The sequence below is a fragment of the Limnohabitans sp. genome (genome assembly GCF_034680285.1).
Lineage (GTDB): Bacteria > Pseudomonadota > Gammaproteobacteria > Burkholderiales > Burkholderiaceae_C > Limnohabitans_A.
The window spans coordinates 121,192-146,052 of record NZ_JAXITC010000001.1 but is presented as its reverse complement, the minus strand read 5'-3'; the positions used below and the strand labels follow the sequence as shown (position 1 = coordinate 146,052).

The following is a 24,861-nucleotide window of genomic DNA, read 5'->3' as shown; positions in this document are numbered from 1 at the left end:
CCTCATGAAACCCGCACAGATCGAATCCTTCTTTGCCACACTGCAAGCCGCCAACCCCATGCCCGTGACCGAGCTGGAATACACGAGCGTTTTCGAGCTGTTGGCCGCCGTGCTCCTGTCGGCCCAGGCAACAGATGTGGGCGTGAACAAAGCCACACGCAAATTATTCCCGGTGGCGGGTACGCCGCAAAAGATTTTGGACTTGGGTCTGGAGGGACTGGAGAGCTACATCAAGACGATTGGCCTGTACCGCAGCAAAGCCAAACACCTGATGGCAACCTGCCGCATTTTGGTGGAGCAGCACGGCGGTCAAGTGCCCCGCACGCGCGAAGCCTTGGAAGCCCTGCCCGGTGTAGGTCGAAAAACCGCCAATGTGGTCTTGAATTCGGCCTTTGGCGAGGCCACCATGGCGGTGGACACACACATCTTCCGCCTAGGCAACCGCACGGGCCTGGCCCCCGGCAAAACACCTTTGGCGGTGGAGCTCAAACTGCTCAAACGCATTCCAACCAAGTACCTGGTGGACGCGCACCACTGGTTGATCTTGCACGGGCGTTATGTGTGCCAGGCCCGCAAACCGTTGTGCGGGCAGTGCGCGGTGGCCGCCTTTTGCGACTTCAAACCCAAAACGGCCTGATGGAGCTCTGGAAATTGAGTTCTTAGGGACTCATATTTCAAGACCAACCCTTCTAGGCGCCAGCACAGGGCGGGTAAAATTTGGGCCTCTGTCCAGCTGGACAGCTCCTCGATGGATGGCCCTTGCCACCGTTGCCTCAAGAGCGCGATGCTCTGCTTTTCGAACCCGATCCGACCTGCCCATGACGCGAGCCCTGCCGCGTACCCACCTCAACAGCTCCAGACTCACGCGTTTTCTGACTGAAAACGCCATGATCGATGCCGTCCCTGTCGCGGACGATGTGGGACAGAAGTTGGGCGATTGGTTGAACTTTCGCCATGCGATTGCCTTGCACGGCGTGCTCAACCCGGAGCAGCCCTCTGCCGCGCCACAGCCTGCGCACCTGCGTCGAGCGGGGACGATGACAGCCGAAGCACTGACCCGGTATGTGGACAAAGTGCGGGCCCAACTTGAGCAGTCCATCGCGCAAGGTGCGCCCCCTGGCTCGGGTCTGGCTCGCATCGACATGCCCCCTGCTGAAATTGACGAGCCTATTGAGCCCAAAACAGCTTTTGAGACCTACCGCCGGTTTTATGCCGCCCACCAGCGACAAATGGAAACGTCCATTCAAACTTTGCGTTCGCAAGTGCGGGGGCAATTGAGTCAAAGTTCGCCTCGCCTGCAGCAGCTGGCCGCACTCGATGCCGCCTTTGAAAATATCCTGAGTGAGCGTGAGGCGGTGTTGCTGGGCAAAGTCTCCAAGCTGCACGAAAAGTGCTTTGCACAAGCCCTCAAACAACACCTCAAGAAACAAGCCGAAGCCGCTGATGCAGGCGCCGAAGCCACGACCGCCCCTGCGATGGGTGTCTGGCTGTTACCAATACGCCAAGCCATGCGCACCGCATTGCTGGCAGAGTTGGACACACGACTGCAACCTGTTCTGGGCCTTCTCGAAGCCTTCCACACCTACACACCACAAGAACAATGAAACGATATTCCTTTCACATCGCCTTCGGGCTGGGCGCATTGGCCGTGCTTTGGGTCGCGGCTGCTGTGGCCACCTCGAACCTGCTGGTCTTGATCATGGCGGCGGTCATTGGCGGGGTGTATGTTTTCGGCACGATCGAGCTGCACCAATACCGGCTCGCGACCGCTGCGCTGAACCAAGCTTTAGCCAATATCCCCCCCCAGTTGCAAAACCTCAATGATTGGCTGATCACCCTGCCATCGGGTTTGCAAAACCCAATCCGCCAACGCGTCGAGGGTGAGCGCGTGGGCCTACCGAGTCCGGCATTGACACCCTATTTGGTGGGCTTGTTGGTCATGCTCGGCATGCTGGGCACGTTTTTGGGCATGGTGGTCACGCTCAATGGCGCAGTGTTCGCACTCGAAGGCTCGACCAACGTGGCGGGCATTCGGTCCGCGTTTTCCGAACCCATCAAAGGTCTGGGTCTGGCCTTTGGCACGTCGGTGGCTGGCGTGGCCACCTCGGCCATGCTGGGCTTGATGAGCAGCTTAGCCCGGCGTGAACGTGCCCTAGCGACTCAGCAGCTGGACACGCTCATGGTGAGCAGCCTGCGCGGTTTTTCTCTGGTGCACCAACGGCAAGAAACCTTCAAGGCCTTGCAACAACAGTCGCAAGCGCTGCCGCAAGTGGTGCAGCAACTACAGACCCTTATGGCGCAAATGGCCGAAACGAGTCAGCAAATGAATGAACGCTTGCTGGCCAACCAGCAAAGTTTCCACACGCAAGTGCACTCGGCCTACACAGGTCTGGCGCAATCGGTGGACCAATCGCTGCGCAGCAGTCTGAGCCAAAGCATGCAACTGGCCAGCGACGGCATTCGCCCCGTGGTGCAAGCCACCATGACGCAACTGAGCGAACAAGCCCAGACCATGAACGACCGCCTGCTGCTCAACACGCAGCAGCAACTGGGCGAACTGCAGACGCAAATGGCCGCAACGGCAGCCACCGTGGCGCAGACCAGTGCCGAGACACTGACACGCCACGCGCAAGCCAGTACCCAAATGAGTGAGCGTGTCGGGCAAACACTGGACGCGTTCAGCCAGAATTTCGAGCGCAGTGCGAAGGCCCTGGTCGACCAAGTCGGCGACGCGCAAACCGCACAACAAGCCCTGCAAAGCAGCGCCGACCAACAACGCTTGCAAGCTTGGCAATCCGCATTGGAACAAATGGCCACGGCACTGCACAGCCAGTGGCAGGCTTCTGGCACACAGACACTGGCACAACAGCAAGCGATTTGCGATACCTTGGGCGAAACGGCTCAAGCCATTCAATCGAACGCACAAAGCCATGCCAGCCAGACACTGGCCGACATCACGCGCTTGCACGACGAACGCGCAGCAGCCGACCAAGCGCGCCTGGAAGCATGGAAAGCCTCGCTCGAAGCCACGGCGGGCAGCTTGGGGCAGCAGTGGCAAAGTGCAGGCGCGCAAACCCTGGCGCAGCAACAAACCATTTGCGTCACGCTGACCCGCACGGCGCAAGACATCATGACTCACACCCAAACCCAGGCCACGCAAACCTTGGCCGAAATCACACGCCTGATGGCCAGCAGCGAAGCACTGATGCGCGAGCGCATCGCCACAGAGGTGCAGTGGACTGCAGGGCACCAGCAACGCGCCGAAGAACTCGCGGCCGTGCTGCGCCAGGAACTCTCGGCCCTGCGGGATGCCGAAGACGTGCGCGGTCAAACCGCCGTGGCTCGCCTGAGCGAGCTGCAAAGCGCGGTGACTGCCCACCTGACCACGCTGGGCACCGCCCTGGAAGATCCGATCACACGCCTGATCGAAACCGCCTCCGAGGCCCCCAAAGCCGCAGCCGAAGTTATTGGCCAGCTGCGGCAAGAAATCTCGGTCAGTGTGGCGCGAGACAACGCCTTGCTCGAAGAGCGCACCCGCATTCTGGGCACACTCAGCACTTTGCTGGACGCGATCAACCATGCCTCGACCGAACAGCGCGGCGTGATCGACGCCATGGTCACCGCCAGCCAAGCCACGCTGAGCCAGACCAGCGGTGAGTTCCGCGAACACGTGGCGGCCGAGACGGGCAAGCTGGGCGACATCGCGGCGCAAGTCACGGCCAGCGCGGTGGATGTGGCCAGCTTGGGCGAGAGCTTTGGCTTTGCCGTTCGCTCGTTCAGCGAGACCAACGAAAAGCTCATGACCAACCTTCAGCGCATCGAGCAAGCGATCGAGAAATCCATGACGCGCAGTGACGAGCAACTGGCCTATTACGTGGCGCAGGCTCGTGAAATGATTGACCTGAGCATTGGCAGCCAAAAAGATGTGCTGGAAGCCCTGCAGCAGCGTCAAGCCGAAGGAGCCGCTTGATGCTGGAAATCGAAGCCGAGAGCGAATCCACCACGCCCACTTGGATCTCATTTGCCGACTTGATGACCGGCCTGCTGGGGGCCTTTGTCCTCTTGTTGGTGGGGGTGATGGCAGCGCAACTGGACATGGCCTCCAAGCTCGAAGACGAGGTGCAAAAACGCCAAGTCGAAGAGCAAAAGCGCCTCTCGTTGGAACAAGCCTTGGCCATTCCACTGGCCAGTGGCCGCATCACCTTGAACAATGGCCGCATCGGCATCAGCGGCAAGCTGCTGTTTGAGCTCAACTCCGACAAGCTCGAACCCGAAGGACGCCAGCTGCTCAAGAGCCTGGTGGTGCCGTTGCGCAGCTACCTGCAGTCGCGTGACGAGATGCTGATGGTCAGTGGTTTCACAGATGACAAAGCGGTCAGCAACCGTAACCGCCAATTCGAAGACAACTGGGAGCTTTCTGCCCAGCGAGCCTTGACGGTGACGCGCACTTTGATTGAAGAAGGCATGCCGTCATCGGCGCTGTTTGCTGCGGCCTTCGGCCAAGAGCAACCCCTGGTGGCCAACACCAGCGACAAGGCCCGCGCCCAAAACCGCCGCGTGGAAATGGCCCCTGTGCCCAAAGCTGCCAATGCGGCCAGCACCCAACAGCCAACCGTCAAACCATGAACGAAACCACGCCAGAGCTGCCCGACCTTGACGCCTTGCGTGCGTCGGGCGCGGCGCGGGTGGATGCTGTGGGTTGGCATTACATCGAAACACTGGCCAAGCGCACGCGTGAACAATCGGGCCCTGCGCAACTGAAGCTCGTGGTCAAACTGCAAGAGGCTCTTGTGCGTTTGGAGACCCGCATGAGCGCAGCGACTGAGCCTCCGGCAAAACAGGTTGCCACATCCTCCCCCTTGGCCACACTGCTGCACGACATGGGATCGAAAAATACCCCGCAAGCCTCCAGTACAACGACAGGATGGGGGCATGAGAGCCCTCGCATTCAGCAGTTCAGAAAGCAATTGAGCCAGATCAGCGTGCAAAAGCAGGTCACCCAAGCCATTGCCCAAGCACCGCAAAATGCGGGCCCCATCAACTCTCACATGTTGGTGCTGCGCTCGCTGGGCTTGATGCGCAATATTTCACCGGAGTATCTCAACAGGTTCATGGCACATGTGGACACGCTGCTGTGTCTGGACGAAGCCGGCAAGGCCAAGTTAACGCCCAAGAAAGCCTCACCCGCCGCCAAAATCCGCCCGTAGGGGGAGCGCTGGTGCTCGGTGCGATCAGGCGAGCACAGCGGGTGCCGGGAAACCGTTGCGCCCCGGAAACTCGGGGGCCAGTGTCCGCGCGTTGGGCATCTTGACCCACAGGCGCAGCATCTTGCGGTTGAGCTCGTGCACGCCGTGGTCTTCAAACCCGTTGCGCGAGTGCAGTACGGCATAGTTGTTGGCGAACTGCAGGTCACCGGGCTCGAGCATCATGCTCAAGCGGAAATCATCGCGGTGCATGATCTCGTCAAACAAGTCGAGCGCTTCGATTTCGACCTTGGACAGCGGCAGGTTGCGGATTTCGTGGCCCAACTCAATGTACTGGCGAAGGTAGCGGCAGCTGAGCTTGCCTTGGTGGTGGCTGAAGATGGGCGACAGGCTGGGCAAGTCTTCGCAAAGGTGCGAAAAATACCAAGTGCGGTAATACAGCCCCAGGTACTCGGGGTGGTGCTGCAGGATCTCGTTGTAGATCGCCGCCACGCTCACCAGCGAGCTCAAACCACCCTGCTTGGCTTTGCGAAGGCATAAAAGGCCCACCACGTCTGAGGGGTCAGAGTGGTACGGCAGGTACAGGTTGGTTTCGTAAACGCGGGTGGTTTTTTTCGTCACATCGCCCACGTTCATGACCACGCCAAGCAGATCCCCTTTGGGGTTTTGCCGAACGGGCACACACATGTGCAGGCCAATGCCGTAGTAGATGATTTGAATGTCTTCTTCGTTGTAGCGCTCAACAGGCAAGCCCCGCAGCACCAAAAAGCCCCGGCCGTTTTCCAGTTCGTCGCTGTGGGTTTTCAGCTCGTGGGCCCAGTCACCAATGGGGAAATCTTCCCGAGAAAAATGGGGAAAAGACAGCCCTTTGGATTTCACATGGGCCAAAGCGGCATCGAGGATGGCCAACACTTTGGGGCTCAAGGGGTGCACCCAAGAGGAGTCACCCTCCAAGTCCTGACCCTTCCACACCGCTGGCCCGGACATCGCTTGCTTCATGATCAGACCCATGGCCGTTCCCTCATTTTGGTTGAGGCCCAGGGCCTGATTCAGAGACCGAGTTGAACCAAAGCGGCCTGTAAGCCTGCAAATCCACCCACCCGCTGGTCGTTGATGAAAATTTGCGGCATTTGACGTACCGAAGGACCACATTTTTCGAAGAATGCCATCCGCTCGGCTTCACCGTCGATTTTGATTTCTTCAAAAGCCAAGCCCTTGGTTTTGAGCACCATCTTGGCGGATTCGCACTGGGGGCATGCGGACTTGGAGTAAACGACGATTTTGAGTTCCATGTTTCAAATTCTAGCGAAAGAAAACGGGTACAAGCCAATCAGGCCATGCGGGGCAAAACCACCCACTGACCATCCAAGGCGCGGATGCGAATACGCTGGTCGAAGACAGATTCGATGGCTGAGTGTGTCGCCGCATCGCTGGCTGCCCCATGGTGCAGCACCTGACCTTCGCGCATGACCACGATGTCGTCAGCATGAAGCGCCATGCCGATTTCGTGCAGGACGCTGACCACCGTGGTGCCTTGCGCCAAGAGGCAATGCACCTGCTCAAGCCAGTCCACTTGGTGCGGCGGGTCCAAGTTGGCCAAGGGTTCGTCCATCAGCATGGTGGGCGCAATGCCCGCCATGGCGCGGGCCAGCAGCACGCGTTGGCGCTCGCCGCCCGACAACTCGCCCAGCATGCGCTCGCGCCAATCCCAGGCCTGTGTAGCCTTGAGTGCGGCTTCCACCATCTGCGCGTCTTGCGCTGACGGCCCACCTAGCCAACTTTGGTGTGGCAAGCGGCCCAGCATGGCCACGTCCCACACCCGCAAGTCCAGCGTGCTGGACTCGCCCTGCCCCAACCAAGACAGTTTCAAGGCCCTTTGCTGACGGGTGAGCGATGCCAGCGGGTGCCCCTGCCACAGCACTTGCCCGCTGTGCGGCAGCAAGCCCGCTATCGCCTTGAGCAAACTCGATTTGCCTGCGCCATTGGGGCCAACCACGCAGGTCCAGCGGCCCGCCGTGATCTGCAGGTCGACGGCTTTGAGGACTTGGCGGCCACCCAACTCGGCACTCAGCTGCCGGGTTTGCAGCGCGGCGCTCATGAGCGCGCTCCCGGGTCGGCATCTCGGTACACGCGCCAAAGCAAATAGCCACCGCCCAGCACCGCCGTCAGCACGCCCACAGGCAGCTCTTGCGGCGCCAACAGCACGCGGGCCATCACATCGGCCAGCACCAGCAAGGCCCCGCCCATCAAGGCCGATAAAACCAAGCGCCAAGCGTGTGTGCAGCGCACGAGCGAGCGCACCAAATGCGGCGCGGCCAAACCGACAAAAGCCACCAGACCGATATGCGCCACCGCCGCCCCTGTGGCCAGCGAAATCACACCCACCAACACGATGCGCGCCAGTGGCAGCGGCACGCCCAGGCTTTGTGCGGTGGCTTCGCCCAAACTCAACGCGTCCAACACATGGGCAAAGACCCAAGAGAAAGCCACGCACACGGCCAGCACCGACGCCATGGTCCAGCAGGCGCTCCAGCTGACAAAAGCGGTCGAGCCCAGCATGAAGCCTTGCATCGCCTGCAAGACTTGGGGCTGCAGCAGTGAGATCAAGGACGTCACCGCCCCCAGCACCACGCCCACCACCACGCCCGCCAACAACAGGCGCAGCGTTTGTTGAACACCACGGGCCAACAGCAGCGTGAACACCACCGCCAACACCGCGCCCACAAAGGCCGCGCCCGTGAGGCCCAAGCCCAACCAGCTGCTCATGGCCCAGGCGTTGCCTCCCCACAAGCTCAAATAAACGCCCACGCCCAGCGACGCCCCCGAGGCACTGCCCAGCAAATATGGATCGGCCAGCGGGTTGCGAAACAGGCCTTGCGCCACCGCCCCGGCCAGACCCAGCAAGGCTCCGCCCAACCATGCGCCCAAGCTGCGCGGCAAACGGATGTCCCACACGATTTGGCGCGACACCACATCGCCCCCCGCCGACCACCAGGCCTGCCAGCCTTGACTGCCAGCGGCAGTGCCGAACGAGACCACGGTCAAGCCCAAAGTCAACAGCATCAGCGCCCAGAGGGGTGCACGGGTGTTCGCGTTCATCGTGCTGATCCCATCGCGGCTGGGGCTGTGCCCGCAGCGCGGTTAAGACAGTCGGCCATCAGCTGCGCGCCTTCGGCCATGCGCGGGCCAGCCCGCACCAACATGTCCGATTCATCCTGCTTGAACACGCACAAGCGCTGGCTTTGCATGGCCCGCAAGCGGCTCCAGCCCGGGCGCTGCAACATGCTGACACGGCTGCTGTCGCCCGCCATGATCACGTCGGGCTGGGCTTGCACCACATATTCGGGGTTGACCTGAGGAAACGGGCCCATCGATGCGGGCAGGATGTTGGTCACACCCATGCGCGTGAGCGTCTCGCCCAAAAAAGACGAAGCACTTGCGCCATAGGGTGCGGGACTCACCTCAAAGTAAACCCGCTGCTGCCTCGCAGCAGGGCTGAGCGATTGCACCGCCGCCTGTACGCCCGCTTGAATGCCTTGCCAAGTGCGGTCACTGTCTGCGGCCGGCACATGCAGCGCCTGCGCCACAGTTCGCCAAACGCGCTGCGCATCGGCGTGGTTGCGGGGCTCCAGGCGCAGCACGTTCAAGCCCAAGGCCTGCAAGCGGTCCGCACCCCGGGTAGAACCTGCCGCCAACACAAGGTCGGGCTTGAGCGCGACGATGCTCTCGATGTTCGGGTCAAGCCCCCCGCCCACACGCGGCACAGATTTGACAGCCTCGGGAAAATTGGAATAACGGTCAACGCCAACCAAGTTGTGGCACTGTTTCAAGGCACAAACGGTCTCGGTCAGGGAAGGGAGCAAGCTCACAATGCGCTGCGGGGCTTGGGTGATCAGCACTTTTTGCTGGCGGTCGTCGAGCACGGTGACAGCTTGGGCGGGTTGCGCACACGCCCAAACGACCCCCACCAAGGCCAAGGATTGAACCCAGACTCTGAAAAACTCAGCCATGCAGCGCTTCCCATTGGCTGAAGATGCGGTGCATCTGCGCCACACCATCGGTGAGCGCAGCAGGACCGGGCTGCAAAATGTCAGCCGATTTGATTTCAAAAATCTGCCCCGTCCGCACAGCGGGCACGTCTTGCCAGCCCGGCCGTGCCGCGACTTTTTCTGGGCGAAATTTCTTGCCGTACCACGAGCCAATGATGATGTCAGGCGCACGATCCACAATGCTTTGGCCGTCGGCGATGATCCGGTCTTTACCCAGCGACTGCAGCGCCAGCTCCGGAAAAACATCGTCGCCGCCAGCAATCCCCATCAACTCTGACACCCAACGGATGCCGCTGATGTGCGGCTCGTCCCACTCCTCAAAAAATACCTTGGGACGGCGCTTGAAACCCCCAGCCCGTTGCGCGATCGCATCCAATTCGGCACGCATGGCCAGCAGGCGATCCAAGCCCTGCTCAGCCTGGCCGACCATGGCAGCCACTTGGTAGAGCATGGAGAAAATTTCATCGACGCTGCGCTGGTTGAACACGGTGACCTGAACGCCCGCTTTGATCAGCAAAGACGCGATGTCCGCCTGCAGGTCCGAAAACCCAAAAACACAATCTGGCTTGAGCGCCAGGATCTTGTCGATCTTGGCGCTCAAAAAAGCACTGACTTTGGGCTTTTCTTCTCGGGCACGGCGCGGGCGCACCGTGTACCCCGAGATGCCCACGATGCGCTGCTCCTGCCCCAACAGATAGAGCCACTCCGTTGTCTCTTCGGTGAGACAGACGATGCGTTGAGGCAAAAGTTGTGACATGAAAATTGGGTTCAGTGCTTCATTTTCCAGCGCAAACCCAGTGTGAAGGTGCGCGGCAATTGGTTGTACCCGTACGCGGTCTGGTAGACGCTGTCTGTTGCATTTTCAACTCGTCCAAAGAGTGTCCAATCGCGACCCAGGTCATAGCGAGCGGTCAGATCCAACAAAGTGTTGCTGGGCAAGTGGGGCACGCCTTCAATGTCTGGACGTGATCCTGTGTAACGAACACTGGCCCCCAGTGTCATCAAACCAATAGGCTGAGACACCGACAAAGAAGCCATGGTTTTGGCCCGTCGTACCAATCTTTGACCTGTCCCCTCATTCAGAGGATCCTGGAAAGTCACACTTGCGCGCCAATCGGTTTTGTTGAACCGGCCGCTGTAGCTGGTTTCCAGACCTTTGTTTTTAGCACTGCTGATGTTGCCAAATTGCCAAGTATTCATGTCGTACAGCAACAAATCATGGGTGCGCGACACAAACCAGGTCGAGCGCAACCGATGCAGTCCAGTTGCCCATTGCACACCCACTTCTTGTGTTTTGGCAGACTCAGGTCGCAAATCGGGATTGCCACTGTACGGATCAAACAAGTACCCCAAGGGGGGCATGTTGAACGCCGTCGCGTGGCTGGCGATCAGTTTCCATTGGGCATTCAAGTCGTACCCATAGCCTACATACACAGAGTCTTTGACCGACAGCCCTTGAACATCATCGCGTCGCAGATTGAGCTGAATATTGTGAGCTTCTTTTTTGAAAACAACACCACCGAAAATCGCTTTGGCGGTGCGCTCACGGGACAGACCCGAGACACCATCGGTGGCCATGTCTATCCCTTGTGACTGGTGATCCAAGCCCGCACTCAACACCATGGAAGGCAAATCAAACTGGTGCGTCCAAGACAACAAACGGGTCTGCGTTTCAGCCATGGTGGTGAAAGAATAGCCTCCTACGGTATCGGTGTGGTTGCCTTCTTTGGCTAAGGAATAACTGAGGCGGGACGTCCATTGAGGACTCCAGCGACCTGCCCAGTAAAGGGTTTGGGAGTCAAGCTGAGTCCGACCTTTGTGAAGATCTTGTGGTGTCGCAAAACTTCCTGACACATCGTAATCAAAATGACCTTTGGCGCTTGAAGAACGCAAGCCCATTTGATGTTCAGCAGTCAATTGGTAGGAGAGATGTAAAGAGTGGCTCTCGTTGAGATAAGCATCTTTGTCTGGATTGGCATGGGTGGTTTGCAATAAATTAAGTGCATTGATACCGTCCGTGCGGGTTCGGCTGACAGACAAGGCGTAAGCAAAAGGTCCCACTGAACCGCTAGTGCCCAAGTTGGCACGCTGTGACCCCAAAGAACCCTGCTCCGCCGCAGCGTACATCGTCGGCTGCCCGGTCCCTTGACGTGTAAAGACTTGGATCACCCCGCCTACAGCGCCGCCGCCGTGCATTGCGGATACGTTACCCCGGACAATTTCTATGCGCTCGACCTGATCGAGCATGATGTGTTCCAAGCTCACAGCGCCCGTGGTGTCTTGCTTGGTGATGGGAACACCATCCACCAACACGAGGACCTGCAACGAGGCAGCCCCACGCATGAAAACGGTGGATTGACCACCTCGCCCGCCACTTTGAGTGAATTGAAAACCAGTCTCACGGGCCAACAAACTTGGCAAATCGAGGACTTGTGATTGCTCGATGGCATCACGACCTAAAACAGTGGTGTGAGGTAAGACATCGGTCAGGATTTGCTCTGTTCGGCTCGCGGTCACCACAATTTGAGAAGGTGCCGTTTGGGCCCAAGCCAGGTCCGTATTCAAAGACAAATAGGAACAAAGTGGCGCTAATAAAAGCGCACGAAAAGAATGAATTTTCATAAAACAACAAGTACAGCGCCCTCACCGCCTTCCCCGACAGTGCTTGGGTATCCAACCTGTCTTTCGACAAGTCACCTTGTTGGCCGGTATCCGGGCTGGCAGATCGACTTTCATCACCTTCCCGGCGGCCTGTTTCAGAGCCATCAGTGGTTTCAGATGAAAGCGGAGTCTTCATGCAAATAAAGACCCGTCTGCTTACCGTTGCGGGGGCAGCGCAGGTTAGGTCAGCCATGATGGCTTATCCCTCCTGCTTCCCGTTGAACTGCGCGCCGTGAACCAGCTCGCGAGCACCAACAACTTTCATTTTAGGTGCCAAGCTGTCTGTCAGCCTACAAAATAGCCCCAGCATCTACAATGATGAAATTACTTTCCATTGTTTGCCATGGCCCATTTCGACACCATTGATCAAATAGCTGAGCGTGTGGATCATTTGTTGCTGCGCCACGAAGAGCTTCAGCGCACCAATGCTTTGTTGACACAACAGCTTCAGGTTCTCACACTTGAACGTGACCAACTCAAGTCTCGCCTGGCTGCAGCCCGCGCTCGTGTCGATGCGCTGATTGAACGCCTTCCGGTTAGCAATACCCCCGCATCTCCTGAGGCCACAGCATGAGCAACAAACAACTTGACGTCCAGATCATGGGCCAGAGCTATATTTTGGGTTGCCCTGTGGGTGGTGAAGACCGTTTATTGTCCGCAGTGCGAAAAGTGGATGAAGCCATGTGCAAGATCCGAGATGCCGGGAAAATCAAAGCGCGTGATCGCATTGCTGTTTTGGCAGCCTTGAATCTCGCATTTGATCAAGGAGAGGCAACTGCTGCTGCGCCAGTCGGTCAACCTGACGTGCCAGATGTTCCTCCTGCAGCCCAAGAACGTTTGACGGACTTGCTCAAACGACTCGATCAGGTTTTGGAACAAGACGGTCAATTGATCTGAAAGCCCACATGGCGCCGTGAAGGTTCATTGGATCCGCCTACAATCAGCAAGTCTGCGGTGCATGCCGGGCTTTATATTTCCTTGAACCAATGCTCTTAGAGCCCGGGCTTGGTACATTGGCTGGTGAGCGTGATCATCTCGCGTCAGATGAACCCAACGCCAGTCTGCCCTCGCCCACCTGAACCCCGGTTCAGGATGCCGGTCCGGTGGCATTCGCAGACACCTTTTTCCTCACATCGCGATATCCCCCCATGATCATTGAACCCCTGTTGTTGGCCGAATTGGCTGTTCTTGGCCTGTGCACAGGTTTTTTGGCTGGCCTTCTGGGCATCGGCGGTGGCATGGTGATGGTGCCTTTTCTCACCTACATGCTGGGCAGTCGGGGCGTCAGCCCTGATTTGGCGGTCAAGATGGCGATTGCCACCTCTATGGCAACCATCATCTTCACTTCGGTTTCGAGCGTTCGCGCTCACCACAAAAAGAAAGCCGTTCGCTGGGACTTGGTCAAAGGCTTGGCCCCCGGCATCGTCATCGGCAGCTTGGTCGGCAGCATGGGTATTTTTGCCTTTGCCAAGGGTACTTACTTGGCCTTGTTTTTCGCGCTGTTTGTGGGGTTTTCGGCCACTCAAATGTTTCTGGACAAGAAGCCTGCCCCCAGTCGTCAAGTGCCCGGCTTCCAAGGTCTGCTCGGGGCTGGCGGCTTGATTGGCTTGTTGTCTGGTTTGGTCGGTGCTGGCGGTGGTTTCATCAGCGTACCCTTCATGGCTTGGTGCAATGTGGCCATTCACAATGCCGTGGCTACCAGTGCCGCTTTGGGCTTTCCTATCGCTCTAGCCAACGTGACCGGTTACATCGTCAGCGGCCAAGGTGTTCAGAACTTGCCCGAACTCAGTTTTGGTTACCTCTGGCTCCCCGCTTTGGTGGTAATTGCCGTTTGCAGTGTCTTGATGGCGCCGATCGGTGCGGCCACAGCGCACAAGTTGCCTGTCAAGCAGCTCAAGCGTGTGTTTGCCAGTGTGCTTTATGTATTGGCGGCTTATATGCTTTACAAAGGGCTGGTCGCTTGATCACGCGGGTGTGATGCACCAAGGGGCTTGGTCATGCACCAAGCCCATCCACAAAGCCCAAGCAGAGACTCCAGCCAATGCAAATCCTGCCAACCGGATGCCCCAGGCGCCATCCCCCAAGGTTTGCAGGCGCAAAAACAACCAAGGGCCAATCCAAAGGCTGATGCTGCTGCCCATCGCAAACAATGCCATGGTGACTGCACCTTCCAATGGCTGACTCGTTAAAGCCGCCACCATCAAGGCCGAGTAGAGCAAGCCACAAGGCATCAATGCCCAAAGTCCACCCACCATCCAAGGTGCTGCACGCCCCCAGCGGTTATTGAATGCACGAACTTTCGCCCAGATTCTTCTTGCAGCGCCATCCAACCATACGGGCTGCCGAGCCTGCAGCAGCAGCAAGACCCCAAGCGTGAATGCGGCCAAATGGAGCAATGTCCAAACAGGTCGAATGGCGGCGGACTGGGTGGTCAACCAACCCAAACCTTGAACGCTGGCCGCAGCCACAGCGCCAAGCAGTGTGTAACCTGCCAAGCGCCCAATCTGGAAAGCCAGCAGGGCTTGGCCTCGACGTGCACCTGCAGCTTGCCCTAAGCCAGCGCAAGCTGCACCGCACATGGCCACGCAATGGGGTCCGCCCAGCACGCCCATCATCAAGGCCGTGATGGCCAGAGAACTTTGCATGGAGTATCCGCTTCAAGGTCAATGGCCACATTGTCTGCGATGCAGCCCAGATACCCGTGCTCCATCAGATGATTTTAGAAAAACGGCTTCGATCGAGGTTGGTTTGCAGGTAACGGTCGAACACCATGGCCACACCGCGTACAAAAAACCAGCCCATGTCGGTGACATGAATGCCGCTGTTCTGCACCTTGACCAAGCCTTGCGACTGCATGGACAACAGCTGCTCTAACTCTGGCGCGAACATCGTTTTGAAATCGATCAGCCAAGCCAAATTGATGGCTTCAAACTCCAAATGCCCTTGGCACATGAGCGCCATGATCACAGAGCGTCGAATCAAATCATCTCGTGTGAGCGCCAAACCTCTGACCACAGGAAAATGCCCCAGATCGAGCAAGTCGCGGTACTCGTCCATGGTTTTGGCATTTTGGCTGTAGGTGGCGCCTACTTTCCCAATCGAGGACACACCCAGGGCAATCAGGTCACTGTCCGCTTGGGTGCTGTAGCCCTGAAAGTTGCGGTGCAAACGTCCTTGGCGTTTGGCCACCGCCAAGCTGTCTTGTGGCAAAGCGAAATGGTCCATGCCAATGTAGACGTATCCGGCATCGGTCAATGCATCCAGTGAGCGCGAAAGCATGTGAACCTTACCCTCTGCGGTGGGGAGCTCTGAAGCATGGATTCGGCGCTGCGGTTTGAAACGTTCAGGCAGGTGAGCATAGGCATACAAGGCGATGCGATCGGGGCGCAAGCGCTTGACCTGATCCAACGTGCGGTCAAAAGAATCCGCTGTTTGCAAAGGCAAGCCATAGATCAGGTCGACGTTCACCGACTCAAAACCCAAACGCCGAGCTGCCACCACCAATTTGAACACTTGATCGGCGGGTTGGATGCGGTGTACTGCTTTTTGGACATCAGGCTCAAAGTCTTGCACACCAAAACTCAAACGGTTGAACCCCAACGCTGCCAAAACGGCCAAACGGCTTTCGTCGACGGTGCGTGGGTCAACTTCAATCGAATACTCACCGCCGGGAACCAAGACAAACTGTTTACGCAGCATATTCATCAGTTGTCTCAACTGATCATCGCTCAGAAATGTGGGGGTTCCACCACCCAAATGCAGCTGACTGACCGATTGGCCTTGACCTAAATGCCTAGAGTAAAGCGCCACCTCTTGACTCAAATAATCCAAATAAACAGCGGCTTGGTCTTTGTGTTTGGTGATGATTTTGTTGCAGGCACAGTAATAACAAAGTGATTCACAGAATGGAATGTGCACGTACAAGGACAAAGGTGGTTGCTTGCCCACCGTACCCGATTGACGATGGGTCAGTGCCTTGATGTAGTCGTCCTCTCCAAAGGTATCCACAAACCGATCGGCTGTCGGGTATGAGGTGTAGCGAGGACCCGGCACATCAAAACGGGACAACAATTCTGGGCTGATGATGGACATGGCTTGACCCTGGGTTCAATTGAATGCAAATGACGGGATCGACTTTGCCCTCTCGCTCCGACATGGGTTTTGACGCAAGTCAAAAGGAATACTTGTTTTCCGGGATTTTCTACACAGACCGGGTATTGAATCAATTTTGGAAGATTTTTCGGTTTAAGCTCAATGCTTGATCCAAGGCAAAACCTCTCTTCAACCCTGAGATAAACATGCACCCCGAAGCCATCAAAGTCGCCTGCTCGAATTGCAACTTACGCGAACTGTGCATGCCCGTGGGCTTGAGTGAACAAGACTTGAAGCGTCTTGATGACTTGGTGGCGGTGCGACGCAAGGTCAAGAGGGGTGACACATTGTTCACCAACGGCGAAAAATTCACATCGCTTTATGCCATCCGCACAGGCTTTTTCAAAACCTGTTTGGCCACAGAAGACGGCCGAGATCAGGTCACAGGTTTTCAGATGGCGGGGGAAATCATTGGGCTGGACGGCATTGTGAATGACCAGCACAGCTGTGATGCGGTAGCACTGGAAGATGCAGAAGTTTGCGTCATGCCCTTTGACCGAATTGAAGAAATTTCCCGCGAGGTCAAAGCCTTGCAGCACCATGTGCACAAAATCATGAGCCGCGAAATTGTGCGTGAGCATGGTGTCATGTTGCTTTTGGGCAGCATGCGTGCGGAGGAGAGATTGGCTGCCTTTTTATTGAATTTGGTTCAACGTTTGCATGCCAGAGGTTTCTCGCAATCCGAGTTGGTCTTGCGCATGACCCGTGAAGAAATTGGCAGTTACTTAGGGCTCAAACTTGAGACGGTGAGTCGCACTTTTTCAAAGTTTGTGGAGGAAGGCATGGTTGAAGTCAAGCAGCGCCATGTTCGCATTTTGAACACAGAAGGATTGCAGCGTTTGGTGAACAACACAATCCATTGTGAATAAATCACCCCTTACTTCAGTGGTCAGCCATTGACCTCTTCTGAAGACAGAGCCAACAAAGTCGTCAGCGCACTGGAGAGCATGGTCATCGCCCAAAAGGGAAAAAAAGCCAGGGTGTAAATGGCCTGTCGTGACAGTTCCAGTTCATGACCAAACCAGTGCAAATCTTGTGGATCGACAAAAGCAAAGGCAAGCACTTCGATCAAACCAGCCACCAAAAAAGAGGGCCAGGCGATCCACATCCAGCGTTGGGTGCGCATTGTTTTGTCCTTCAGGGTTTGGTGGGCACAGAGACAGACGCTTCGGCAGGCTCTGAACTCGCTTGGCTCCCTGCTTCTTTGAGCTTGGGCAACTCGCCTGTCGCGGCGTGATTACGGCCTTGCATCGCAGGTGCGTTGGTGATCCCTTGCCGCTCTTGTGTGGCCGTTCGGGGCGTCACTGTGAGCACAGGATCAGGATGGCTCGCAGCAATGTAGAAGGTGGTCAAACCCGCCACGACCACCACGGCAGGTCCGCCCACCACCATCCAGACCATGCCAAAGCGCCACCAAGGCTGGCTCACTTGAGTTGAATTGGAAGTGCTGCTCATGAGTCTCTTTCTATTTGTCTGATCACTCACCGAGGGATCAAGAAGACGGTTTTTTCACGCAAATGACCGACGTTTGGTGCATCCGTAGAAGCGAATGGCTTTCGGGCCTCAATGTGGAATTGAATCGGGTGAGAGCCTGAGGGCGCAGCATCGTAGGGCACCTGCAGTTGAACCGAAACCCAGCGTGATTCAGTGGCGTTGACTTGCACCGCAGATTCACTCGCGAGGAGCAATCCAGGCAAGCCCTCAACTTGAAGGTGGAAGGACAAAGTCTCTTCCGCAGCATTCATGATTTGAAGGCGATAAACGTTTTCGATTTTTCCACCGGAAACGATACGTGCCATGGTGGCGCGGTCGCGCACGATATCCACCTTGAAAGGTTCACGCAGCCAAAGAGAAACACCCACTCCGATGATGATAGACCAGAGAACAGCTGTATAAATCAATACACGTGGACGGAAAATACGACGAACGGTTTGCGCCCAACTCCAGCCTTGATCCATGGCATTTTGCGTGGAAAACTTGATCAAACCACGGTCATAGCCGACCTTGTCCATCACGTTGTCGCACACGTCCACGCAGGCACCGCAACCAATGCACTCATATTGCAAGCCTTTGCGGATGTCGATGCCAGTGGGGCAAACTTGCACGCACAGTGTGCAGTCCACGCAAGAGCCCAAGCCCAGGGCTTTGGGGTCGGCCTTTTTGGAGCGGGGGCCACGGGGTTCACCACGCGCTTCGTCGTAAGTGACGATCAGCGTGTCTTTGTCAAACATGGCGCTTTGAAAGCGGGCATAGGGGCACATGTATTTGCACACCTGCTCTCGCATGAAGCCCGCATTGCCATAGGTGGCAAAGCTGTAAAACAGAATCCAGAAAATTTCCCACGGGCCAAAACCCAGCGACAGTACAGATGCAGACAATTCACGGATGGGGGTGAAGTAGCCGACAAAGCTGAAGCCCGTCCACAACGAGAAAACAATCCAGGCCAATTGCTTGCCGGTTTTGCGCCCAACCTTGTTCAAGTTCCAAGGTGCATCGTCAAGGCGCATTCGGGCAGAACGGTCTCCCTCAAACTGGCGCTCGATCCAAATGAAGATTTCCGTGTAAACGGTTTGAGGACACGCAAAACCACACCACAAACGCCCGGCAACGGCAGTGAACAAAAAAAGCGACAAAGCCGAGATGACGAGCAAAGCCGTCAGGTAAATGAAGTCCTGCGGGTAAAGCACCAAGCCAAAAATATAAAAACGTCTCGCACCCAAGTCGAACAGAACGGCTTGACGCTGACCCCACTCCAGCCAAGGCAGGCCATAAAAAACCAGCTGTGTGATGACCACCATCAACCAGCGCCAACGGGCAAAAACACCCTGAACACTGCGGGGATGGATTTTTTGTTGTGCTTGGTACAAAGACACCATGACACCGTCTTCCTCAACAGGAATCGGGTTGATAGGAATCACTGAACGGGGACGATCTTCTGGGGAGGACAAAATGCAGACCTTGCTAAAACGGGCGGCAAGAAGCACTTGCCGCCCAGGGTTCACGTCACTTGGCCACGGTCGCTACTTTGGCCGTCGCGTTGTTAGAAAGGCCCCAAACGTAAGAAGCCAAAACATGGATTTGCCCTTCAGTCAACTTGGCGGCTTGCGCAGGCATTTGATTGACCTTCCCGTTGTTGATCATGTTGACAATGGCGTTTTCACCCCAACCATGCAACCAGATGTCATCGGTCAAGTTAGGCGCCCCGACAGCATGGTTACCCTTGCCATCCATGCCGTGGCAAGCCGCGCAAGCACCGAATTTCGATTTGCCAAGCTGTGCGCGCAAGGAGTCGTGCGGGCTGCCCGACATGCTGAGCACGTAATGCGCGACGTTGCGCACATCTTCCGGTGTGCCCACCGCTGCGGCCATGGGGGGCATGTTGCCCATGCGGCCTTGCACCAAAGTGGTTTTGATCGCATCGGGCGAGCCGCCATACAACCAGTCGGCATCGGCCAAATTGGGGAAGCCCTTGCTGCCACGTGCGTCGGAACCGTGGCACTGGGCGCAGTTGTTCATGAACAAACGGTCACCAATGGCCAAAGCCTGTGGGTCTTTGGACACATCTTCGGGTGGCATGCCAGAGAACTTGGCATACAAAGGCGCCACTTCGGCATTGCCCTTGGCCACTTCAGTCTCGTACTGACCAGCCGAAGACCAACCGAATTTACCGGCAAAGTTGCCCGCACCGGGGTACATGGCCAGGTAAACGAAGGCAAAAATGATGGTGATGATGAACAAGCCCACCCACCAGCGGGGCAAGGGGTTGTTCATCTCGCGCAAGTCCCCGTCCCAGACGTGGCCGGTGGTGTTGTCGTTGGCGGTCATGGCCTTGGCCTTGCCGCTGAACCACAACAAAAGCAGACAGGCAATGATGCTGACCAGCGTGATGCCGGCCACATACAAGTGCCAGAAGTTGCTGATGAAGTCACTCATGGAATTTCCTTGAAGTATTTTTTTGAGTTCTGGAGGACCGCTCAGTCGTCCTGACGAAACGGCAATAGCGCCGCCTCGTCAAAGCTGGCCTGATTGCGCCGAGACCATGCCCAAACCACGATGCCGACAAAGGCAATGAAGGCGAGGACGGTGACGATGGATCGCAAAGTATTGATGTCCATGGCTGAGCCTTATTTGCGGTGAATGCCGAGCACTTGCAGGTAGGCAATGACCGCATCCAATTCGGTTTTGCCTTTGACTTCATCAGTGGCCTTGGCCATCTCTTCGTCGGTATATGGTGCGCCCAGCGTGCGCAAGGCCGACATGTGCGCCACCACCGTGCCGTGGTCTGCTGCCGTCTTTTCCAACCAAGGATATGCAGGCATATTGGATTCAGGGACCAAATCTCGGGGATTGGTCAAGTGAATGCGGTGCCACTCATCGCTGTAGCGGCCACCCACGCGGGCCAAATCAGGACCCGTACGCTTGCTGCCCCACTGGAAGGGACGGTCATAGACAAATTCACCGGCCAATGAGTAAGAGCCGTAACGCAAGGTTTCAGCCCGGAAGGGACGAATCATCTGCGAGTGGCAGTTGTAACAACCTTCACGCACATACACGTCGCGCCCCACCACTTGCAAAGCGGTGTAAGGCTTGAGACCCGCAATCGGTTCAGTGGTGGATTTTTGGAAAAACAGAGGCACAATTTCAACCATGCCTCCCACCAACAAGACGACGAAGATCAGAACGATCATCAAGAAGTTGTTGGTCTCGACTTTCTCATGAGACAAGCCGCCTGATTTTGGGTTTTGAGCCATTCTTAATTTCTCCTCAGTGTGCGGGGGCGAGTGTCGGGATCTGGACTTCCACCGACCGGCCCATGGCCACGGTCTTGAATGTGTTCCAGAGCATGATGACCATGCCACTCAGGTACAACAAACCACCCAGCAAGCGCAAGGCATAGAACGGGAAAGTGGCTTTGACGGACTCCACAAAGGTGTAGGTCAAGGTGCCGTCAGCGTTGATGGCGCGCCACATCAGGCCCTGCATCACACCGGCAATCCACATGGCGGCGATGTAGATCACGATGCCGATGGTGGCGGTCCAAAAGTGGATTTCGATGGCTTTGACGCTGTACATCTTTTTCTGGCCGAACAAACGGGGAATCAGGTAGTACATGGAACCCATGGTCACCAAACCCACCCAACCCAAGGCACCCGAGTGCACATGGCCCACGGTCCAATCGGTGTAATGGCTCAACGCGTTAACGGTCTTGATGGACATCATCGGACCTTCGAAGGTCGACATGCCGTAAAAAGACAGGGACACGATCAGGAAACGCAGGATCGGGTCATCACGCAATTTGTGCCAAGCGCCTGACAAGGTCATGATGCCGTTGATCATGCCGCCCCAGCTGGGTGCCAACAAAATCAGGGAGAAGACCATGCCCACAGACTGGGTCCAGTCCGGCAAGGCGGTGTAGTGCAGGTGGTGAGGACCGGCCCACATGTAAGTGAAGATCAGCGCCCAGAAGTGCACGATCGACAGGCGGTATGAGTAAACAGGACGCTCGGCTTGCTTGGGGATGAAGTAATACATCATGCCGAGGAAACCAGCTGTCAAGAAAAAGCCCACGGCGTTGTGGCCGTACCACCATTGCACCATGGCGTCTTGAACGCCTGCATAAGCAGAGTACGAGTGCAGCAGGCCTGTGGGCAACTGGATGTTGTTGACGATGTGCAACAAAGCCACGGCGATGATAAAGGCACCGAAGAACCAATTGGCCACATAAATGTGGCGCACCTTGCGAATGCCCACTGTACCAAAAAAGACAAAGGCAAACGCCACCCAGACCACGGCGATCAGCACGTCGATGGGCCAAATGAGTTCAGCGTATTCCTTGCTTTGGGTCAGGCCCAAAGGCAAAGAAATGGCCGCCAAGACGATGACCAGCTGCCAACCCCAAAAAGTGAAGGCAGCCACTTGGTCGTTGATCAGGCGCACGTTGCAGGTCCGCTGAACCACGTAATAGGCGGCCGCAAACAAACCGCAACCACCGAACGCGAAGATGACCGCGTTGGTATGCAAGGGCCGCAGGCGGCCATAGCTGAGCCAGGAAATGCCGAAATTGAGCTCCGGCCAGGTCAGTTGAGCCGCAATGATCACGCCAACCAGCATGCCCACCACACCCCAAACCACCGTCATGATGGCGAACTGCCTGACAACTTTGTCGTTGTAGGTCGTCGCCTGCGCATTGGCAAACATCATTTTTACCTCTTCTATTACAAAAACTACGCCACAGTGTGACCGGGTATATACCGATGAGACTTGATCAAAATCAATCGTCACGCAAAATGCGCTCCCCTTCGGCCTCAATGTCTTCAAATTGACCCTTGTCGATGGCCCACCACAGCCCCGCCAAGATGGCAAAAACCAGGATCACGGACAAAGGAATCAAAAGGTACAAAATATCCATAGGTACTTTCTAGAGCTTTTTTCAGGGCAGCGCAGATGCCGTATTGATCAAAGCACCCTTTTCAGACAGAGGCTTTGACAGACGCAAAGCGTTGAGCACAACAATGACCGAGCTCAACGCCATGCCCAGACCTGCTGCCCAAGCTGGTAACCAACCCATCAGCGCCAATGGCACACAGGCGGCGTTATAGAAGGCTGCCCACACCAGGTTTTGTTGGACCACTTGCATGGTGTTTCGACTGCGGATCACGGTGTCCACCAAGGCATCCAAATGACCGCCCATCAACACAAAGTCAGATTTGGACTGGGCCAATGGCACCGCTTGGCCCAGGGCAAATGAGACATCGGCGCCCGCCAAAACCGGACCGTCGTTCAAGCCATCGCCCACCATGGCCACTCGATGGCCTTGGGCCTGCAAGGCTTGCAATGCTTGCAATTTGTGCTGCGGACTGCAGCCGCCTTGTGCATGGTCAATGCCTACCGATTCGGCCACTTGCAACACCGCGGCTTGGCCGTCACCCGACAAGACCTGGAGCTTGAAACCCATGACCAACAAGTGCTTCACGACCCGTTCAGCTTCAGGACGCACTTCTTCGGCCAATTCAAACGTGGCCAACCAACCCGACGCATCGGCCAAGCTGACTTGCAAGTGGTGACCCGTCAACGCTGGGGCAGAACAAAAATGGGACGACCCCAGTCTCAAGTCCAAGGCCATTGAATTGGCCAAGCGCAATTGCCCCTGAACACCCTGCCCGGCCAATTCGGTCACGTCTTGCACCACCATGGCCTCCAACGCTTTCAGTTGCCCTGCCATCTCTGCTTGTTTTCTGGCCTCTGACCACAAGGCCCGAGACACTGGATGCAAAGAATGCTGCGCCAAAGTACCGGCCCAACCCAGAACCTGTGACGTGTTCACGCCGGTTCGGGTGTGGGTATGCAGCACCTGAAAGGTATCGCGGGTCAAAGTGCCTGTTTTGTCAAAAATCACGGTGTCGATGTTGGCCAGGTGTTGCAAGGCACTGAGTCTGCGAACCAACACACCGCTTCTGGCCAATGCCCCGGCTGTGGCCAACATGGCTGCCGGGGTAGCCAAAGACAATGCGCAAGGGCAAGTGACGATGAGGACAGCAACGGCCACCATGATCGCGTGGGCTGGGTCGGTGGGCCACCAATAGACGGCCGCGGCCAAAGATGCCGCCAGAACAGCCAACAAAAAGGGTTTCGCCCAGCGGTCTACCAGCAAGGCCATGGTCGGTTTGGAGCTGGACGCACTTTCCATCAAAGCCACAATCTGCGCATAACGCGTCGAGGCCCCCACCTGTTCAATCCGGACTTCCAAGGTGCCGCTCAAATTGTGACTCCCAGCAATCACCCGATCACCAGCGCCTCGGCTGAGCGGATTCGATTCACCCGTCAACAATGCCTCGTCCACTTGGGTTTGACCCGCTACGACCAGACCATCGCCCGCAAAAGCTTCTCCAGGCAGAACCTCGATCACGTCGCCCACTTGAAGTTTCCGAATCGACATGAGCCGCCAAGAGCCGTCAGTTTCCCGTTTGCGAACACTGTCCGGCAATCGGTTCAAAACGGCTTCCAAGGCTCCGGCTGTGCGATCGCGCATGCGCTGCTCCAACCAGCGCCCCATGAGTAAGAAGAACACAAACATGGTGAATGAGTCGAAAAAGACTTCCGCCCCAAAAGGCCCATGGGGCTCAAAAGTCCCCAGCGTGCTGACACCAAATGTGACAACCATCCCCAAGGCAACGGGGAAATCCATGCTGATTTGGCGTTCACGCAAATCGCGCCAAGCATTGCGTAAAAAAGGCGTGCATGAAAAAAACAGCACAGGCAAAGACAAAACCCAAGATGCCCAACGCAACAAATACAAGGCCTCGTCAGAAATTTCACCGGCTTGAGACAGGTACGTTGGCGTCGCGTACATCATGACTTGCATCATGCACATGGCCGCGACGGCCAAGCGCCATACCATGCGGCGGGCCTCTTCACGACGACGCTGGTGAGCGTGCGCGTCATTGGCGGGCAAGGCTTTGTAACCGTGTCGCTCGACAGAATGCATCCATTCCGAGGGCCGGGTTTGATCAGGGGACCAAACGATTTGCCCACGATGACTGGCTCCGCTGATTTGAACCGACTTCACACCAGGCACCGCCAACAAAGCGTCTTCGAGGGTGATGGCGCAAGCAGCGCAGTGCATGCCTTCAAAAACCACACTGGAGCGCCAGCACCCGTTTTCGGATTTCTCTGGCAAGCTGAAGGCGGTCCATTCTGAAGCTTCGTCTAAAAGCTGTGCTTGCTGATCTGGCGTATCGGGCCGTTCAGCCAAAGGCGATGGAGGCAATTCCTTGACTTGAGTCATGCCTCAACGA

27 protein-coding genes and 1 riboswitch are annotated in these 24,861 nt (G+C 56.8%); of the genes, 9 read left to right on the top strand and 18 right to left on the bottom strand.

The window, feature by feature from the left end; genetic code table 11:
• The first annotated feature begins 4 nt into the window (after positions 1–4).
• The 5 genes from nth to SWE17_RS00705 all read left to right on the top strand — a co-directional run bounded on the left by nth (position 5) and on the right by SWE17_RS00705 (position 5,207).
• Complete coding sequence (gene nth, locus SWE17_RS00725; RefSeq protein ID WP_322991220.1) at positions 5–637, top strand: endonuclease III; 633 nt, start codon at positions 5–7, stop codon at positions 635–637.
• A gap of 181 nt (positions 638–818) precedes the next feature.
• On the top strand, positions 819–1,604 hold the full coding sequence (locus tag SWE17_RS00720; protein ID WP_322991219.1) for a DUF3348 family protein: 786 nt from the start codon (positions 819–821) through the stop codon (positions 1,602–1,604).
• Positions 1,601–3,970 carry a DUF802 domain-containing protein gene (locus tag SWE17_RS00715; protein WP_322991218.1) on the top strand — a complete coding sequence of 790 codons (2,370 nt, stop codon included), beginning with the start codon at positions 1,601–1,603 and terminating at the stop codon, positions 3,968–3,970. The genes SWE17_RS00720 and SWE17_RS00715 overlap by 4 nt, the downstream gene beginning before the upstream one ends.
• Entirely contained in the window at positions 3,970–4,626 is a 657-nt protein-coding gene (locus tag SWE17_RS00710; protein ID WP_322991217.1) for an OmpA family protein, read from the top strand. Before SWE17_RS00715 ends, SWE17_RS00710 begins: the two co-directional genes overlap by 1 nt.
• Positions 4,623–5,207, top strand: coding sequence for a DUF2894 domain-containing protein (locus SWE17_RS00705; protein ID WP_322991216.1), 585 nt, complete (start codon positions 4,623–4,625; stop codon positions 5,205–5,207). The genes SWE17_RS00710 and SWE17_RS00705 overlap by 4 nt, the downstream gene beginning before the upstream one ends.
• A 24-nt stretch (positions 5,208–5,231) precedes the next feature.
• Here the strand turns inward: SWE17_RS00705 and SWE17_RS00700 are convergent, their stop codons facing one another.
• From SWE17_RS00700 to SWE17_RS00670, 7 genes are read right to left on the bottom strand one after another with little or no spacing between them, the layout of a single operon-like run.
• Complete coding sequence (locus SWE17_RS00700; protein ID WP_322991215.1) at positions 5,232–6,215, bottom strand: TauD/TfdA family dioxygenase; 984 nt, start codon at positions 6,213–6,215, stop codon at positions 5,232–5,234.
• A 38-nt stretch (positions 6,216–6,253) separates the two neighbouring features.
• Complete coding sequence (locus tag SWE17_RS00695; RefSeq protein ID WP_100173061.1) at positions 6,254–6,496, bottom strand: glutaredoxin family protein; 243 nt, start codon at positions 6,494–6,496, stop codon at positions 6,254–6,256.
• 38 nt (positions 6,497–6,534) lie between these two features.
• Positions 6,535–7,302, bottom strand: coding sequence for an ABC transporter ATP-binding protein (locus SWE17_RS00690; RefSeq protein ID WP_322991214.1), 768 nt, complete (start codon positions 7,300–7,302; stop codon positions 6,535–6,537).
• Positions 7,299–8,303 carry an iron ABC transporter permease gene (locus SWE17_RS00685; RefSeq protein ID WP_322991213.1) on the bottom strand — a complete coding sequence of 335 codons (1,005 nt, stop codon included), beginning with the start codon at positions 8,301–8,303 and terminating at the stop codon, positions 7,299–7,301. Before SWE17_RS00685 ends, SWE17_RS00690 begins: the two co-directional genes overlap by 4 nt.
• A complete protein-coding gene (locus SWE17_RS00680) occupies positions 8,300–9,214 on the bottom strand; it encodes a helical backbone metal receptor (RefSeq protein WP_322991212.1) in 915 nt (304 codons plus the stop codon). Before SWE17_RS00680 ends, SWE17_RS00685 begins: the two co-directional genes overlap by 4 nt.
• A complete protein-coding gene (locus tag SWE17_RS00675) occupies positions 9,207–10,010 on the bottom strand; it encodes an ABC transporter substrate-binding protein (protein WP_322991211.1) in 804 nt (267 codons plus the stop codon). The genes SWE17_RS00680 and SWE17_RS00675 overlap by 8 nt, the downstream gene beginning before the upstream one ends.
• 11 nt (positions 10,011–10,021) lie before the next feature.
• A complete protein-coding gene (locus SWE17_RS00670) occupies positions 10,022–11,818 on the bottom strand; it encodes a TonB-dependent receptor plug domain-containing protein (RefSeq protein ID WP_322991210.1) in 1,797 nt (598 codons plus the stop codon).
• A 120-nt stretch (positions 11,819–11,938) separates the two neighbouring features.
• A riboswitch (cobalamin riboswitch) is annotated at positions 11,939–12,185 on the bottom strand.
• Between the two features lie 72 nt (positions 12,186–12,257).
• On the opposite strand from SWE17_RS00670, the gene SWE17_RS00665 reads away from it, so the two are divergent.
• From SWE17_RS00665 to SWE17_RS00655, 3 genes are all read left to right on the top strand, one after another.
• A complete protein-coding gene (locus SWE17_RS00665; RefSeq protein WP_322991209.1) occupies positions 12,258–12,488 on the top strand; it encodes a DUF904 domain-containing protein in 231 nt (76 codons plus the stop codon).
• Positions 12,485–12,811, top strand: coding sequence for a cell division protein ZapA (locus tag SWE17_RS00660; RefSeq protein WP_322991208.1), 327 nt, complete (start codon positions 12,485–12,487; stop codon positions 12,809–12,811). Before SWE17_RS00665 ends, SWE17_RS00660 begins: the two co-directional genes overlap by 4 nt.
• Positions 12,812–13,062: 251 nt before the next feature.
• A complete protein-coding gene (locus SWE17_RS00655; protein ID WP_322991207.1) occupies positions 13,063–13,878 on the top strand; it encodes a sulfite exporter TauE/SafE family protein in 816 nt (271 codons plus the stop codon).
• Here SWE17_RS00655 and SWE17_RS00650 read toward each other — a convergent pair whose 3' ends face one another.
• A complete protein-coding gene (locus SWE17_RS00650) occupies positions 13,879–14,559 on the bottom strand; it encodes a sulfite exporter TauE/SafE family protein (RefSeq protein WP_322991206.1) in 681 nt (226 codons plus the stop codon).
• Positions 14,560–14,623: 64 nt separating this feature from the next.
• Positions 14,624–16,006 carry an oxygen-independent coproporphyrinogen III oxidase gene (gene hemN, locus SWE17_RS00645; protein WP_322991205.1) on the bottom strand — a complete coding sequence of 461 codons (1,383 nt, stop codon included), beginning with the start codon at positions 16,004–16,006 and terminating at the stop codon, positions 14,624–14,626.
• 206 nt (positions 16,007–16,212) lie between these two features.
• Between hemN and fnr the strand changes: the two genes are divergently transcribed.
• Positions 16,213–16,935: a fumarate/nitrate reduction transcriptional regulator Fnr gene (gene fnr / locus SWE17_RS00640; RefSeq protein WP_322991204.1), complete on the top strand. Its 723-nt coding sequence runs from the start codon at positions 16,213–16,215 to the stop codon at positions 16,933–16,935.
• Between the two features lie 20 nt (positions 16,936–16,955).
• Here fnr and SWE17_RS00635 read toward each other — a convergent pair whose 3' ends face one another.
• From SWE17_RS00635 to SWE17_RS00595, 9 genes are all read right to left on the bottom strand, one after another.
• On the bottom strand, positions 16,956–17,192 hold the full coding sequence (locus SWE17_RS00635; protein ID WP_322991203.1) for a hypothetical protein: 237 nt from the start codon (positions 17,190–17,192) through the stop codon (positions 16,956–16,958).
• Positions 17,193–17,203: 11 nt separating this feature from the next.
• Positions 17,204–17,521: a nitrogen fixation protein FixH gene (locus SWE17_RS00630; protein ID WP_322991202.1), complete on the bottom strand. Its 318-nt coding sequence runs from the start codon at positions 17,519–17,521 to the stop codon at positions 17,204–17,206.
• Positions 17,522–17,547: 26 nt separating this feature from the next.
• A complete protein-coding gene (gene ccoG / locus SWE17_RS00625) occupies positions 17,548–19,014 on the bottom strand; it encodes a cytochrome c oxidase accessory protein CcoG (RefSeq protein ID WP_322991201.1) in 1,467 nt (488 codons plus the stop codon).
• Between the two features lie 55 nt (positions 19,015–19,069).
• A complete protein-coding gene (gene ccoP / locus SWE17_RS00620) occupies positions 19,070–19,999 on the bottom strand; it encodes a cytochrome-c oxidase, cbb3-type subunit III (protein ID WP_322991200.1) in 930 nt (309 codons plus the stop codon).
• 41 nt (positions 20,000–20,040) lie between these two features.
• Positions 20,041–20,181, bottom strand: a complete 141-nt coding sequence (locus tag SWE17_RS00615) for a cbb3-type cytochrome c oxidase subunit 3 (RefSeq protein WP_322991199.1) — start codon at positions 20,179–20,181, stop codon at positions 20,041–20,043.
• Between the two features lie 9 nt (positions 20,182–20,190).
• Complete coding sequence (gene ccoO / locus SWE17_RS00610; RefSeq protein WP_322991198.1) at positions 20,191–20,817, bottom strand: cytochrome-c oxidase, cbb3-type subunit II; 627 nt, start codon at positions 20,815–20,817, stop codon at positions 20,191–20,193.
• A gap of 13 nt (positions 20,818–20,830) precedes the next feature.
• The gene (gene ccoN, locus SWE17_RS00605) at positions 20,831–22,267 is read right to left on the bottom strand and encodes a cytochrome-c oxidase, cbb3-type subunit I (protein WP_322991197.1); all 1,437 of its coding nucleotides are present in this window, start codon (positions 22,265–22,267) and stop codon (positions 20,831–20,833) included.
• Between the two features lie 70 nt (positions 22,268–22,337).
• Entirely contained in the window at positions 22,338–22,475 is a 138-nt protein-coding gene (gene ccoS, locus SWE17_RS00600; RefSeq protein WP_322991196.1) for a cbb3-type cytochrome oxidase assembly protein CcoS, read from the bottom strand.
• Between the two features lie 21 nt (positions 22,476–22,496).
• Positions 22,497–24,851 carry a cation-translocating P-type ATPase gene (locus tag SWE17_RS00595; RefSeq protein ID WP_322991195.1) on the bottom strand — a complete coding sequence of 785 codons (2,355 nt, stop codon included), beginning with the start codon at positions 24,849–24,851 and terminating at the stop codon, positions 22,497–22,499.
• Between the last annotated feature and the right edge of the window lie 10 nt (positions 24,852–24,861).